Genomic DNA, 14,906 nt, shown 5'->3' with positions numbered 1-14,906 from the left:
TTATGGCATTTTACATATGATACTGGCGATGAAGCTCGTGAACTTCTTCTGCAAGCTCAGAAACAGGTCCTTACACTGTCGTGTCACGGATAACATCCTCGATCGAAAGGCTACAAACGCGGGGCTAACCGGTGAACCCCATTTCACTGAACCATGCTCAGTTAATTAGACAAACCGACATAAACAATGCGGTCTAAATCAGCCAGTGGTCCTCATCCTGACTTAAAAATATACTTGCTATATTAAATATGTTACTATTTAGATAATTATCTAATTGAAGGAGAGATACCATATGCAAACGCCGCTGCTTCTGACTGATTTTCTCGATCGTGCTGTCCGTCTATATGGCAATAAGCCCGCTATCATTGATCAGGATGAGAATTCTTATACTTACAGCGATATCAATAGACGCGTGAACCAATTATCACACGGTCTGGCCTCACTTGGCGTGGAACAAGGCGATCGTGTCGCTTACCTGGCACCTAATACACTGGAGATGTATGAAGGTTTTTATGGCATTTTTCAAACGGGCGCTATCATGGTATCGCTCAACACAAGACTGAATCCGCGAGAATATCTGTATATTTTAAATGACAGCGGAAGCAAAGTTCTATTCGTCGATTATGACCTTTTCCCTTTAATTGAACCTGTCATCAATGAAATGAAAACGGTTCAGCAAATTGTTATCCATGGTGCAGAGAATGCGAACAACGGCTACATTGCTTATCCAGTCTGGCTGCAGTCCCAGCCGGAAGCAGACTTCCCGCGTGCTGATCTCGATGAAAATGATACCGCGACCCTTCTGTACACAAGCGGGACGACTGGCAAGCCAAAAGGGGTTATGCTCACCCACCGGAATAATTACTTGCATGCTTTATCGAGCATGCACCATATTCGTGTCAGTGACCAGGATACCTTGATGCACATTCTGCCCATGTTTCATGTGAATGGCTGGGGAGCACCATTTTATTACACAGCCAACGGCGCTACACAGGTTATGCAGAAATCCATTGATCCCGCCGCCATCCTTGACAAGGTACAGACGTATCAAGTGAGTGTCATGCATATGGCACCAACAGTTCTTAACGGTATTATTCATAAATTTATGGAAACAAAACCAGCCATCAGCCAAAATGTGCGTGTGGTCATTGCCGGAGCTGCACCACCGCAGGCTTTTATTAAACAGGTGGAAGAAGAAATGGGATGGGAGTTCAACCACGTCTACGGTATGACTGAATCCTCGCCTTTAACGCTTGCCTCCTACCAGTCATCCGAGGACAGCGATTTAACCGGAGATGCTTATTACACCATGAAAGCCAAAACCGGTTATGAAATGATTGGCACCAAAGTGCGTGTTGTCGATGAATTTCAGCAGGAAGTTGCCCATGACGGACAAGAGGTGGGTGAAATCATCGTCAAAGGCAATGGCGTTATGAAGGGTTACTGGAATAATGAAGAAGAAACGAATGCGACGCTTGTAAATGGCTGGCTCCATACAGGTGACATGGGGACGATTGATGAACGAAACCGGATTAATATGGTAGACCGCAAAAAAGATGTCATCATCAGCGGCGGCGAGAATATTTCATCCATTGAAGTTGAAGGTATCTTCCATGAACACCCTGCCGTGCAGGAAGCGGCCATTGTCTCGAAACCGGATGAAAAGTGGGGCGAAACACCGCATGCCATGGTCGTCCTCCAGGAAGGGCATATAGCGAGTGAAGAAGAATTAATCACCTTTGTTCGCGACAGACTGGCCCATTTCAAATGTCCTAAGAGCGTCACTTTCTTAGATGAACTGCCTAAAACCGCCAGCGGTAAAATTCAGAAGGTACAGTTAAGAGAGATAGCTGAGTAAACCCGCGGCCCGATAATATTATTTGCTAGTGTTACCAATATATTTTTAAACGGGTGGAACCTTTATGGAACGCTTATTTAGAACATCAGAACACGAATTACAGCAACTGAAAGACATTGTTGTGATAACGAGCTATTTTGAATATATGTTCTGGGACATGGCTGAAGATCGGTTTGCGTGGCCGGTTGAGATAACTATACTTTAACCAGTACTCCCTTCGAACTGGTTAAAGTATAATTCGAAAGGAGTGTTTTAGCTCCAGCGGCCAATCATACTTTTAATACATCGTTTCTGACCGTATCATATATAGAATCACCAATGAATAAGGCCCTAAGACAAGACTGCATGCATACAATGGGGTGAAAGCATTAATCAGGGGTGATTTATTCATGTATTATGCCAATGGTCAAGCGTTTTATAATGGGTATTATCCTTATGTCCCATACGGATGGAGTCGTCCGCAGTATCCTGCAATTGATACATCCCTTTTTAATCAATCAGCCAGCGAAACGAAAAAACTGATGGATGATGCAAGCGTGATTATCGACAAGCTTGCCGAATCAGATGATTTCAGCGCGAAAGTCATGAATGCAGCACAAATGTCCGAACACGACAAAGTAAAACAATTTATGAAGTCGACGGGTATTGCATCTGATGTAGATGTTCAATTCAATCCTGACGGTCTTCATTTACTGTTTAAATCACAAGTTAACCATAAGGACTGCTGTAAACTTAACATCGCTCTGCGCTGGCGCTAAAAATAGGATACAGGATAATCTCATTATCTTATCCGAATGGGGCAATCAATCTGAGATAATGGCGTATTGCAATTTGTCTAAAAGCAGATACTAACAAGACATCTTGGCAAGGAGAATCGTCATGACATCCGCACAGATCATCTTACTATTATTAATCGGCTACCTGATTTATACACTCGACAGAAAGGAAAGTTATATACCGGCGCCCGTCGTATTAGTGCTGACGGGCATTATTTTGTCATTCATCCCCTATTTTGACTCCATTCAGGTCACCAGTGATTTAATCTACTACATACTTCTCCCGGGGCTATTATTTACATCCGCTTACCGCTTTTCCTCAAAGTTATTCCGGGAAAACGCTGGTATGATTACGTTTCTGGCGACATTCGGCATCATAGCAACCGTTGCGATACTTGGTTCCGTTATTTATGTAATGAGCGGTGCGTTTGTGTCCATCTCCTTCGCGGGAGCACTTGTTGTCGCTGCGATCTTAACACCAACTGATCCGATTTCAGTTGTGACGATCCTTAAAAAATCAGGCGGCAGTCCTAAGATCGCAAATGTCGTTGAAGGCGAATCGCTGATTAATGACGGGACAAGCATTGTTATATTCACATTTCTGTCAGGCATGCTGCTTGGTGATCAGTCACTTACTGTCATGAACTTTTTGCGTGACTTTTTAGTTGTATCTATCGGCGGGGTTTTGATTGGTATCATTTTCGGCTGGCTGATGAGTAAAGCAGTGCACATCACGCATAACCGTGAATATCAGGTCATGCTGAGCATCATCCTTGCTTATGGCGTTTTCAATCTGGCTGAGAAAATTGGGGTCTCTGGTGTTTTGGCGACCGTATTTGCCGGCATTATGCTGTCATTTGAATACGGCCGCACAATCCAGGAAAATCATCTAAAGGAAAAATTGAATGGCTTCTGGAGCATCGCTGAACTGACAATACTGGCTTTATTGTTTTTATTAATTGGCATTCAGTCTTCCGAATATCTGGCCTTTAACGCGTGGGGGTTTGCGTTTGCCATATTTGCTGTTTCACTAATCATTCGTTTTGCCATTATTTCTGGCACCCTCCAACTGTTTCCATCATGGCGTCACCACGTCACCTGGCGTGAACCCATTGTCTTGACATGGTCAGGCTTAAAAGGCTCGATGTCCGTGTTCCTGATTCTCGAGCTTCAATCCCGGAGTGCCGGTGAATACAACTTGATCCTTTCGCTCGCTTTTGCGGCTGTTCTGATTTCACTCATTGTGCAGAGCCTGGGAATCACACCTTTAACCAAAGCGCTTGCTTCTAAAGAAGATTAAACAAGCTCAAATAATTAACGCATAATTAGAGACAGGAAAAGGGGCTGAGACAACAGCGCGAACCACTTGTGTGACTGAACCGCTCCGGAAAAAGACGTCACTTTCCGCGGGCGGCTGGTGAGCCTTCGAAGCACTTGTCGCGCTCCGGGGTCTCACCTACCTTTGCTCCCGCAGGAGTTTCCGTCTTTTCCTCCGCTGAACCGAGCCATTGTTCGAAGTTTGAGTTATTCGCTTTCGCTATGTCCCAGTCTCGATCATTACAGGAAAGACGTGCAACAAAATCATCGATAATAAACCTGACACCATAGCCAGCAGTGCTGTATATTTAGCACCGATACGGTCCGTCAGATAACCAAATCCCAGTGAACCAGTGAAAACGCCAACCATCGTTGCTGACACGGCGCTTCCCGCAAACGTGAATGAAATATTAAACAAATCAATTATTAAGCATTAAAATATTATACAGTGCTGAACATAAAAAACTGCCCGCTGCAATCGTATGATAAATTGCAGCAGGCAGCTGAGTTAACGATAAAGTTATGAAAAATGTCAATAAGCTATATGCTAACACCAGATCTACTTTCGAATCATGATTTTTAATTGCTTCCAGCACTTTATTCTGCTATAACAAATATGTCACGGGTGTCCATAGTCGTCTCTATAGCAGCTATGATTATACAGAAGGACAGGGTATTTTATGTTAAAAATATATATGTGGTTAACATTGTGTGTGGCTGCGTGGGGAAGTAATTTTGTATTTGGAAAAATACTTGTGGATGAGTTCTCACCGGCCGTTTTAACATCACTCAGGCTATTATTTATTGTCTTATTCCTAAGTATCATCGTGTTGACCAAACAAGGTCTCCATAAAATAGCGCTTCGTGATATGGGATTGATCGTCCTTTTGGGTATTGTCGGGGTGTTTTTTAACCAGCTTACCTTCTTTGAGGGACTTGTGACAGCGGATTCCACAACGTCTGCTCTTATTTTGGCTATGTCGCCGATCGTTACGGGCTTTCTGGCTGCAGTGTTTTTAAAAGAATCCATCACTGTGCGTATGGTTCTGGGAGCAGTTATTGCGATCACTGGCATTTACTTTGTGGTAACGAAGGGCGGCGCGGCCATTCATTTTGAACCGGGTTTATGGTGGATTGTTGCCACCATGGTGACGTTTGCCATTTTAATTATCATTACGCGTGTCTTGTCACAGCGCGTCAGTCCGATGACGACCACCTTTTATTCCAATTTGACAGGTTTGATTGTATCCATTCCGGTCATATTTATTATGGATGATCCAGTGAGCGTTAGCAGTGATTGGCAAGGCTGGTCCTTTCTAATTGTGACAGCGATCATCGTCCACGGTCTCGCTACGTTACTATGGAATCAAAACATTCGTTATGCTGATGCATCCAAGGCGGGGATTTTATCCAATCTGGAACCTTTCGCGGCCATGCTCATGGGTGTTATTCTTTTGCAGAAGCCTATTACGATTTACGAAATTACGGGATCGTTGCTGATTGTGGGCGGTGTCTTGTTTGCGACCTACCAGCGCCGAGCGCGACGCTTAAGAAGACGCCAGTAAAACAGGTGCGGGTATCATGCCTCTTGCTTCTGCAGGATGGTGTCTTTTGCGCAGCACTGTTGCTGCGCTTCAGTGTTGACCTGTAGCTTTTTAAAGTCGATAAATATCTGTTTCATTATCGAACTGTTTCTTCGCCAGGAGATCCATGCTGTCCTGCAATTTGCTGAACCTTTCCTCCATGTCATCGAACCGTTTATCCATTTGCCTGAATTTCTCATCAATTCCTTCGAATCGTTTATCCATCTCTTCAAAACGCTGATCGATTTTGCGGAATCCGTCATTCATTTGCTCATGCAATTCTCTGACCGCCTGCAGAATCTTCTCGTTTTGGCTGTCCGCCATTAATAGCACCCTCCTCTCTTTTGGCTGACTATATGAGTCTATTATAACTCTGTTTATCTGAAAAAGCCATTGGCCATTAATATGAAACATCTTCCTCGTGAAGCTAGGCAAATGAGTTGGAAATCCTGGCTGTCGCCTCAGTTAACGTGGGGATATGTTTATTAACCAGTTCCTCGTTAAAGCGAAATGTCGGGCCTGATATCGACACGGCGCCAACAACTTGCTGCTGTTCAAAAACCGGTGCCGACAGCGCTGCTACATTAGAGTTGATTTCCTCAAAACTGATGGCGTAACCATAATCCCTTGTGGTTTGCAGTTTTTGCGTTAAGGCATCTCGTTCTTCCAGCGGCAGCTGCTGCAGAATGCGCTCCTGGATCTCTTCAGGCTGAAAGGCGAGGATCGCACGGCCTGTTGCGCCTGCATGAATCGGATGCTGGGTGCCCACGCCAACAGAACGCCGTATTTCCTGGTTGCTTTCATATTCCATGACACATAAACGTGCGTTGCCGCTCGGGATATAAAATCCGGCTGTTTCCTCAGTCATGCTGCGTAAATGAAGGAGCCACGGCTCGACGATGGGGGCGAATGGCAGATCGGTTAATAATTTGTTTGCATATTCCAAAAAGGCAGCACCAAGGGAGTACTGTTTAGATTGCAGATCCTGGAAAACAAATCCTTCCGTTTTTAAGGTTGCCAATAGGCGATGCACGATGGCTGGGGACAAATCCAGGGCTTTACTGATATAGCTGACACTTTGCGGACCTGGTGTTTCTTTTAAATAATGTAAGATGCGAATCGCTCGCAATACAGTTGCAGAAACATCTGCTTTGGTTGCCATAACGTCCTCCGTTTTTCCGTTGTTTGTTTTGACTATTATACCATAGTACTTAATTAAATAAATGTAAGCAGCACACAAGACCCTTAAAGCCTTCTGCGCTGCTTACGCACAGGTATTCACATCACGATCGTATTAGTTACTTTTAATATAGTGTGTTTTGTACTGGCTATAGAAATCCAGAGCTTCACTGCCGAGTTCTTTGAACGTGCCTGTGCTGGATTGTTTATAGCCGCCGAATGGTGCCTGGAAGAAGGTTCCGGTTGTTGTCATATTGACTTTCACAATGCCTGCTTCGATTTCACTGAGTGCTTGATTCATATATTCCAGGTTTTTCGTGCAAATCGATGATGACAGACCATAATCCACGTTGTTGGCAACTTCAATGGCTTCGTCAATATCTCTGACTTCGATAATATTATTGACGGGGCCAAATACTTCCTCTTGAGCAATCGTCATGGATGGTTTGACGCCGCTGATGACTGTCGGCTCAACAAAATAGCCGTTTTCCGTCTCGGCTCCTTCAGGCACCTTGCCGCCGGTCAGCACAGTAGCCCCTTCGTCGCGGGCACTTTGAATTAAATCAAGGGTGGATTGCCGTTCATCCTCATTGACTTGCGGTCCGATGTCAATCCCTTCTTGCATGCCATTACCTACTTGGAAGTTTTTCGTTTTTTCAACCAGTTTGTCCGTGAATTCTTTGGCGACCTTTTCATGGACAATGACTCTGCCTGTTGCAGTACAAGCCTGCCCAGTCTGGCCATATGCACCTGCGGCCGCCAGCTGCACAGCTTCATCCACATCGGCATCATCCATAACAATCAGAGGGTTTTTGCCTCCCATCTCCAGCAGGCAGCGTTTCATATCTTTCGCTGCTTCAGCATAGATCTTTTTCCCGACCGGATTAGAGCCTGTGAATGTCACAGCTTTAACGGCTGGATGATGGATCATTTCCGGAACGAGTTTGCCGGGTGCGACCACTTGGTTAACGACACCTGCTGGCACGCCTGCGCGCCGGATAATGTCCATAAATTTCATAACGGTTAATGGCGTTTCAGATGATGGCTTCAGGACGACCGTATTGCCGCTTGCAATCGCTGGTGCCGATTTCCAGGCTGGTATGGACATAGGGAAATTCCATGGTGTTACAACCAGAACGACACCGAGCGGATCAGGTTTTGTCTCAATTTGAATATTCGGCATGTCTGCTTCCTGAATAGTGCCTTTCATGCGGCGGCACTCGCCAGCGTAGTACTTGACGATACCTGCAGCATAACCCACTTCTTTGGCAGCGTCGTTATACGTTTTGCCTTCTTCCTGTACCACTGTTTTCGCAAGATCATCTTTTTCCTCTTCCATTAAAGCGGCTATTTTGAATAAATAATCGCCGCGTTGTGGAGCAGGTGTATTGCGCCAGGACGGAAACGTTTCCGCTGCTGTGTCAATCGCAGCTTTCACGTCCTCAGAAGTTGACTGGCGAAAAGATGAAACAACTTCTCGCGTGTCAGCTGGATTCCGTCCTTCTTTTGCCTCACCGGATGGAGTTACCCATTCACCGTTTACGAAATTTTTCAATGTAATAGCTGTACGTGTTGTCATGATAATCCTCCTTCAAATGATTTTATCAATCTAGTTTTACTATGGGCCCATTTCACCGGCACCGCGCTGTCTTGATTCTTCAGTTGCGCTGACCAGCGTCTGTCTTCCAATGTCGTCCAGTTCCTGCCAGAGCTGATCATTTACTTCCAGACCGTTGTTGAAGTTCCTTTCAAATATCGCTTTCAACTTCGCTGATTCGGTCAATTGAAAGGTGCCATATTTTGCTTCTTGTCTGAGATTCCGGATACAAGATGTGATTAAGTTCGTTTTAGTTGTGCAAACGAGCCAAAAATCATCAGACATTAAGCTGGTTGTTTCATACTGTCCCAGTTCTGCGGTCAGGCTATGCTGCACCATTTCCTCAGCTTTAGTACCTTCTGCAAAAACGGGATAGGCGATCTCCGGCGTGGACAAAATCCACATCGGCAGCCCGTCTCTTGTTTTGTAATTTATCAAACACCCCCTGTTGCGTGATGCGATATAATTAGCAGGCTGTGCCAGTAAATGTGAACGGGTTGTATTTTCCATGTGGACACGGACTGTTTCCCTTGTCTCAGCCTGTGACAAGGCATAGTCGGCCATCAGCTTTCCTAGAATGATGGCGCTCTGCTTGCCTCCGTCAAAATGAAGCAATCCTTCACTTTCCTGAAGCAGATTAACACTCTCCATGCCAGGCGGATGCATATTCGGAATTTCCCGCTGCAGCACGTGCATCCCGGGAAGGCCAACAAATTCACTCCATGTGACCACACCTGCTCCGTCATCTGCACAGCCATAAGGAATATCACATGCAAGGAACACTTTTTTACAATGGTTAAACATCTCTACGAAAGATACGCGCATATCCTACGCCCCCTTTTCGGGTTTAAAACCATCCGTAAAGAAACGCAGCCAATTGCCTCCCATCACTTTATTAATGGCCTCAGCAGACAAGCCTTTGTCTGACAATCCTTGTGCAATATTGGGGAAATCGGCTGGTGTTTTAAACCAGGACGGCCATTCCGGCCAGGACGGATTTTCTTTGGATCCAGCACCATAATCCATTTCATGTGTCCAGCGGCCCATACGCATCCAGTGCAGGAACTCAGTTGACTTATTCAATGTTAAATCGGTCCCCAAGCCGACCTGATCAATGCCCATGAAATCAATAGTCTGGACAATCATATCGCAAAATTCATCCAACGTTGTTTCCTTGCCATTTACCAGGTGCGGATAAGCACATAATCCAAGTACGCCGCCGTTATCACGCAGGGCCGTCAATACCTCGGATGGTTTATTGCGCTTGTTCGGATAAATCCAATCCGGATTCGCATGCGTAATCGCTACGGGTCGTGATGAGGTATGAATCGCGTCCAGGGATGTCTGCTCCCCGACATGGGAAAGATCAACGACCATGCCCACCCGATTCATTTCCTGGACAACGAGTTTTCCGTACCGTGAGAGACCAACATCCCGTGCTTCATAACAGCTGCTCCCAACCAGATTTTGATTGTTATACGTCAGCTGCATCACTTTAATGCCAAGCTTATTAAACACTGAGACAAGTGACAGTTCATCTTCCAGAGGTGACGTGTTTTGGGTGCCGAGCACAACACCAATTTTCCCTTCTTCTTTCGCTCTGCGAATATCATCACCCTGTTGCACCGGCAGTACCAGATCAGCATTTTCTTTAAAGAAACGATGCCATTCGCCCACTTTGCTGAGGGTTTCCCGAGCATTTTCCCATATGCCGCAGCACGCATGAACACACGTAACACCACCTTGCTGCAGCATCGTCAGAAAATCGCGGTCCCAATTACTTAATTCCAGTGCATCGATAACGATTGTGTCTTGCTGATTACGCATGTTTATCTTCCTCCATCGTTGGTAAATGTGGGAAAACCCAATTGTCCGGGAATGTTTCGCCAATCTCCTCAACAAGCGGCGCCCCCTGAAATAGGGTGATGCGGAGCCAGCGATTGGATTTCGGGTTAAAACGTTCGGCCCCAAAGAATGCTAGTTTGCACCGCAGCAGATGGAGCGGCATAAAATCTTTGTTTAATAGATTCGCTTGAATTTCGCCGTATTCATAGCCGTCAAGTGATTGAATGCGCTGAATAATGCCCTTATAGCGCGGATATCTTAAAATAAAGGCTGCAACCATTTCTTCCGGTGATGCCTGTTTTAACATGGCATATAAATCCTGCACCTGCTCGGCAATATTCATAGACATAGCCAGCTCAGCTCCTGCCTCTTCATGACGCACACCTAAACGCGGTTCCTCTTTTTCCTCCGAGCGATACCAAAAATAGTATTTTTCATCCGGATCATTAAAATCGTACTGAAAAGCCCATTGATACTGCCGATTAATGAGGTTTTTCAGCTCCTGAATACTCATACGCGGAGAAATTTGATACGTCTCCTCGACATTCATATATTGCTCCAGGTCCATAACGTGATCGGCATATATCTCCAAGAGCAAGGTATGCAGTAATTCCTGCATCTCAATTGAAACGGTACGGACAGCCATCTCTGACAACGCTTCCCAAACATCATTCGCAGGAATTCCAGCAAATGTACCAAGTTCCAAATACTCCAGAACACGCTCCGTTAGGAAACGGCTTTGTTCAGCCAATTTTTCCGGCTTGGCGTAAATCTGTCTGTCGATCAGCCTAGATTCATCAAAGTAGTTCGCAACGCGGTTCAGCCACTGGACCAGAAGCATCAAATCATCCTGTGACGGCTTGATGTCTTTCACTCTGGCAATAGCCACTTCACGGATATAGATCCACTGGTGAATCAATCGCGGATGTGATATCAGAAATGGTGCCATGCCAAGGCCGGTTGCATTGCCCGTGCCGATAAAACGTTTTACCTCAGGATCAAGCGGGATAGCCTCTGGATCCTGCCGTTTAGCGATGTGTTCCACCAGGTCAAAACTAAAATGTCGCAGCATATACACAGCAAACATTTGCGCTTGAAACGGACCATTGAAAGGGTGATCACCCCTGATCTTGTCATAGGGAGAAATCCCGAATTTCCCGTTTCCGTAAACAGCTGTTGTCCGCAGCAGATAGCCGACTTCATTCAGCACTTTCGGATCCGGCTGCTCCCCCGATGTCAGACAATCGATAACGTAGTCAAATACACGATTACTTTTATTGGCTCGTGACCAGACAAGATCGGAGGCTTCTCCCCGTCCGGCTTCTTGTTTGGGCAAGTTTATCTTTAATCGTTCTAACTTTTCATCGGATATACCCCCTTCGCTAAGTGCGAAAGTGACATCCCATTGTTCAGCAATAACGCGGTCACTTCGCTCGTCATCGCTAATATCTGAGGAAATCACCACAAACGAAAAATAATGCTTGGCTGTGTAAATGTCGTAAATCACATGCCCATGCCCTTCATCATCCAAATCAAATGTGCTGCACGCAATCGTCCAATTCTCCCGCATCACATGCCGCATCATGATCCGCAAAAAACTTAAGCTGGTTAGCCGAAGTGAACCAATTCGTTCCAGTTTCATCACTTCAGAAGCATGACGCAATGGATGCTTCATATTCTCCGCTGCCAGCAAGCCTCTCACCTCCAATAAATGCTCCGGTACTAGCAGTTCATTTAATGATCTATAAACAGGAATCTATTAGACTCATGTATCTAATAAATCCGCTGTTTGCGAACGCCAGCTCTCAAGTTAAGGTATTGCACCCGTGTTTACGTAAACGCTTACAAACGAGCGTTACATTAATAAGTGATAACCGTAAATAAGTTTAACAGAATACCTTTTTCCGTTTATCGGAAACACATTCCGTTATTTAACTATATAATAAAACATGGAAAATGCATTGTCAATGCTTTATTGATATTCTTTTCAGACATTTTAAAAAGCATTCGTTAGGACATAAAAAAAGCTGCCAGTTTTTATAAACCAGCAGTTCATATGGTTACCTTTAAGATTTTATTTTGACTGGGGATCGTGAACGTTTGAGGCGAATGGCCATAGGTGTATTCATATGAGTTTGCCGCTCATTGGTGTCGCCAAAACGGTCACAGAACAAAATATTATCCATTTAATACCGGATGCTTCCACCAGCTGTCCGCTATCGTATCAAGCTCAGTCACATCAGTATCTGCTTGATCTCCTGCCAGTTCGTCTATGGTTTCCCCGCTGAAATTTGACTTGATAGCGAACTGTTCTTCGTCAAGGCCATTTTGATTAGTGACAGGATACTTAACATTAATATCTAAATCCTCAATATCATAACCAGAGTCCTTCACCACATAAACGGCTTTTAAGATGCCCTTTTTCATGTTTTTCACCGACTCACTCTCAGTTGATCCCTGAACACCGCGTAATACGAGCTCTATATCATAAGGCTCTTGATCAAATGACCCTTTAATAGCTAACACGTTTGCAGCAGACATATCTGCCAGACCCTGCTTAATCTGTTTTTTGGGATCACCTTTTTCTTCAGCCGGATCACGCTCATGCTGTTCATCTTTTTCCTCATCTGCTTCCCCCGGTTGCTCTTGGTCGGTGTCTTGCTCCGTCTGCTCATCTTGCCCCTGGTCGGGTTGGGATTGCTCATCTGGACCAGTGCCGCCAGATGGCAGCAGGAAAATCACGATAACAATAACATAAATGCTGAATAAAACCGTTAAAGTGATTCGAACGGCCTTTGACCAAGACTTGCGCAGCCACATTAAGCTCATTCCGATTACTGGCACAATCAGAAAAATAGCAACCATAAACCATGTTATTCGATAAAACATGCTGACTTCCCCCGCTTCACTCATTTGCAGCAATCTTTTGCTCATGTTCTCACGACAACAGTTTTGATACCTGTTAGCTAAATGAAGCCTGCCTTTGCCTTACCGCTCCACGTATCTTATCTCTACTGTATCAGACTGAGTGGCGTGCTCCTAATAAATAGATGTGATCAAACGGCAGTAGATATTCGACAAAATTCGAGGAAAATCGGGTGGTGACAGGCACGGGCGCCCGCGCCCGCACCTAAAAAGCCCGTCTGCCAAGAAGGTTTCTCGGCAAACGGGCTTGTGAGCGGCATAGTCAATTGTCAGTTTGGCGTTATTATTTCAATCCGCGCATGTAGGAACTGATCTTCGGTGACAGTAATAACAGAATAATACCAAGTACTATACTGATAACGCCAATAATCCCAAAGTAAGTGACTTCCGTCTCAGGTCCGTACAGAGGCGTGATTTGCGCGTTAATGCCCTGGCCTGCAGCGTTAGCCAGACCCCAGACACTCATGGTCTGTGCGGCAAAGGCTTTCGGCGCCATTTTCGTGGTCGCTGATAGGCCAACTGGCGAGATGAACAATTCACCCATTGTCACCAGGAAGAAGAAACCGACAAGCCACAGCGGACTGACAAGTGAATCTGTACCTTGAAGCAAGCCCGGCAATGTCATCAGTAAGAACGATAAACCGGCTAGGAATAAGCCCATTGTAAACTTATGCGGCGTTGACGGTTGTTTATTTCCCAGCTTTTGCCACATAGCGGCAAACATCGGCGCAAATAGCACAATAAATAACGGGTTCACAGATTGGTACCATGACGGATCAATACTAAAACCGAACAAATCCAGATTTGTTCGCTGGTCAGCGAACCGGGCCATAATAACAGCCCCTTGCTCCTGGATGGACCAGAACATCATCGCCCCAACAAACAGTGGAATATAGGCGTAGATACGTGAACGTTCTAAATCTGTTGTTTTCTTGCTTTTAATCATGACAATAAAGTATGCCGTTGGAATCGCAATACCTATGAAACTAATAAAGTTAATGAACATCTGTACAGTCAGATTATCAGTCATAAACGCGATCAGAAGGAGAAACAGAAAAGCAATGCCTCCCAGCATAATGCGTTTTGACATGGTTTTGCGTTCACCTGATTCAAGCGGGTTTTTAACGCTTTTACCGATCTCACCAAGATTTTTACGCGCTGTAAAGATATAAATAATCAAGCCGAGCGCCATGCCAATCGCAGCCAGGCTGAAACCTAAGTGGAAATTGACATTCCGCCCGACAGGACCGACAATCAGCGGCGAGACAAGAGCGCCAATGTTGACAGCCATATAGAACAGACTGAAAGCTGCGTCACGCTTAGGGCTTGTCGGACTATACAAATCTCCAACAATATTCGAAATATTTGGCTTCATTAAGCCGGAGCCCAGAATGATAAACAGCATTCCGATAAATAATGGCCCAACTCCACCCGGAAATGATAGTGTAATATGCCCGAGCATAATAATGAGAGCGCCCCAGATCAGCGTATTGCGGTTGCCTAAAACTCTGTCCGCAACCCAGCCGCCAATAATACCGGAGATAAAGACAAGCGACCCATAAACCGACATAATAGAGGAAGCTAAGTCTTTCGATAAACCGAGGCCGCCCTGTGATACTTCATAGTACATATAATAGATGACGAGCGCCTTCATGCCATAGTAGGAAAAACGCTCCCATAATTCCATATTGAATAATGTGAACATCGCAGGGGGATGTCCAAAGAAACCTTTAGGTGTTTTTCGTTGCTGTGCAGAGGACAATGTACTAAACCCCTTTCAATCGTTAAAATTTAAACAAAATTATATTTGTTTTATAGTATTGACT

The 14,906-nt window shown here is 45.1% G+C and carries 14 protein-coding genes; 5 read left to right on the top strand and 9 right to left on the bottom strand.

Going from position 1 to position 14,906, the window contains the following annotated elements; all coding sequences use genetic code 11:
• Positions 1–292: 292 nt before the first annotated feature.
• The 4 genes from ACFQU8_RS08975 to ACFQU8_RS08960 all read left to right on the top strand — a co-directional run bounded on the left by ACFQU8_RS08975 (position 293) and on the right by ACFQU8_RS08960 (position 3,934).
• A complete protein-coding gene (locus ACFQU8_RS08975) occupies positions 293–1,858 on the top strand; it encodes a long-chain-fatty-acid--CoA ligase (RefSeq protein WP_382358898.1) in 1,566 nt (521 codons plus the stop codon).
• Positions 1,859–1,922: 64 nt separating this feature from the next.
• Positions 1,923–2,063 (top strand): thiaminase II/PqqC family protein, encoded by a 141-nt coding sequence (locus ACFQU8_RS08970; protein ID WP_382358896.1) that lies wholly within the window; start codon positions 1,923–1,925, stop codon positions 2,061–2,063.
• A 184-nt stretch (positions 2,064–2,247) separates the two neighbouring features.
• A complete protein-coding gene (locus ACFQU8_RS08965; RefSeq protein ID WP_382358894.1) occupies positions 2,248–2,616 on the top strand; it encodes a hypothetical protein in 369 nt (122 codons plus the stop codon).
• 121 nt (positions 2,617–2,737) lie between these two features.
• Positions 2,738–3,934 carry a cation:proton antiporter gene (locus ACFQU8_RS08960; protein WP_382358892.1) on the top strand — a complete coding sequence of 399 codons (1,197 nt, stop codon included), beginning with the start codon at positions 2,738–2,740 and terminating at the stop codon, positions 3,932–3,934.
• Between the two features lie 237 nt (positions 3,935–4,171).
• Here the strand turns inward: ACFQU8_RS08960 and ACFQU8_RS08955 are convergent, their stop codons facing one another.
• Complete coding sequence (locus tag ACFQU8_RS08955) at positions 4,172–4,369, bottom strand: hypothetical protein (RefSeq protein ID WP_382358890.1); 198 nt, start codon at positions 4,367–4,369, stop codon at positions 4,172–4,174.
• A gap of 262 nt (positions 4,370–4,631) precedes the next feature.
• Here ACFQU8_RS08955 and ACFQU8_RS08950 point away from each other — a divergent pair, with 262 nt between their 5' ends.
• Complete coding sequence (locus ACFQU8_RS08950) at positions 4,632–5,516, top strand: DMT family transporter (protein ID WP_382358888.1); 885 nt, start codon at positions 4,632–4,634, stop codon at positions 5,514–5,516.
• A gap of 90 nt (positions 5,517–5,606) precedes the next feature.
• Here ACFQU8_RS08950 and ACFQU8_RS08945 read toward each other — a convergent pair whose 3' ends face one another.
• From ACFQU8_RS08945 to ACFQU8_RS08910, 8 genes are all read right to left on the bottom strand, one after another.
• Positions 5,607–5,858: a hypothetical protein gene (locus ACFQU8_RS08945; RefSeq protein WP_382358886.1), complete on the bottom strand. Its 252-nt coding sequence runs from the start codon at positions 5,856–5,858 to the stop codon at positions 5,607–5,609.
• A 103-nt stretch (positions 5,859–5,961) separates the two neighbouring features.
• The gene (locus ACFQU8_RS08940; protein ID WP_382358884.1) at positions 5,962–6,696 is read right to left on the bottom strand and encodes an IclR family transcriptional regulator; all 735 of its coding nucleotides are present in this window, start codon (positions 6,694–6,696) and stop codon (positions 5,962–5,964) included.
• 132 nt (positions 6,697–6,828) lie between these two features.
• Positions 6,829–8,292: an aldehyde dehydrogenase family protein gene (locus ACFQU8_RS08935; protein ID WP_382358882.1), complete on the bottom strand. Its 1,464-nt coding sequence runs from the start codon at positions 8,290–8,292 to the stop codon at positions 6,829–6,831.
• A 39-nt stretch (positions 8,293–8,331) separates the two neighbouring features.
• Positions 8,332–9,135: a hypothetical protein gene (locus ACFQU8_RS08930; RefSeq protein WP_382358880.1), complete on the bottom strand. Its 804-nt coding sequence runs from the start codon at positions 9,133–9,135 to the stop codon at positions 8,332–8,334.
• 3 nt (positions 9,136–9,138) lie between these two features.
• Entirely contained in the window at positions 9,139–10,137 is a 999-nt protein-coding gene (locus ACFQU8_RS08925) for a membrane dipeptidase (RefSeq protein ID WP_382358878.1), read from the bottom strand.
• Positions 10,130–11,848 (bottom strand): hypothetical protein, encoded by a 1,719-nt coding sequence (locus ACFQU8_RS08920; protein ID WP_382358876.1) that lies wholly within the window; start codon positions 11,846–11,848, stop codon positions 10,130–10,132. The genes ACFQU8_RS08925 and ACFQU8_RS08920 overlap by 8 nt, the downstream gene beginning before the upstream one ends.
• 485 nt (positions 11,849–12,333) lie before the next feature.
• The gene (locus ACFQU8_RS08915; protein ID WP_382358874.1) at positions 12,334–13,044 is read right to left on the bottom strand and encodes a hypothetical protein; all 711 of its coding nucleotides are present in this window, start codon (positions 13,042–13,044) and stop codon (positions 12,334–12,336) included.
• Positions 13,045–13,363: 319 nt separating this feature from the next.
• On the bottom strand, positions 13,364–14,842 hold the full coding sequence (locus ACFQU8_RS08910; RefSeq protein ID WP_382358872.1) for a peptide MFS transporter: 1,479 nt from the start codon (positions 14,840–14,842) through the stop codon (positions 13,364–13,366).
• Between the last annotated feature and the right edge of the window lie 64 nt (positions 14,843–14,906).

Source organism: Lentibacillus kimchii (genome assembly GCF_042666895.1).
Lineage (GTDB): Bacteria > Bacillota > Bacilli > Bacillales > Amphibacillaceae > Lentibacillus > Lentibacillus kimchii.
Note: the sequence above shows the minus strand (reverse complement) of the source record. Positions and strands in the feature narration are given on the sequence as shown.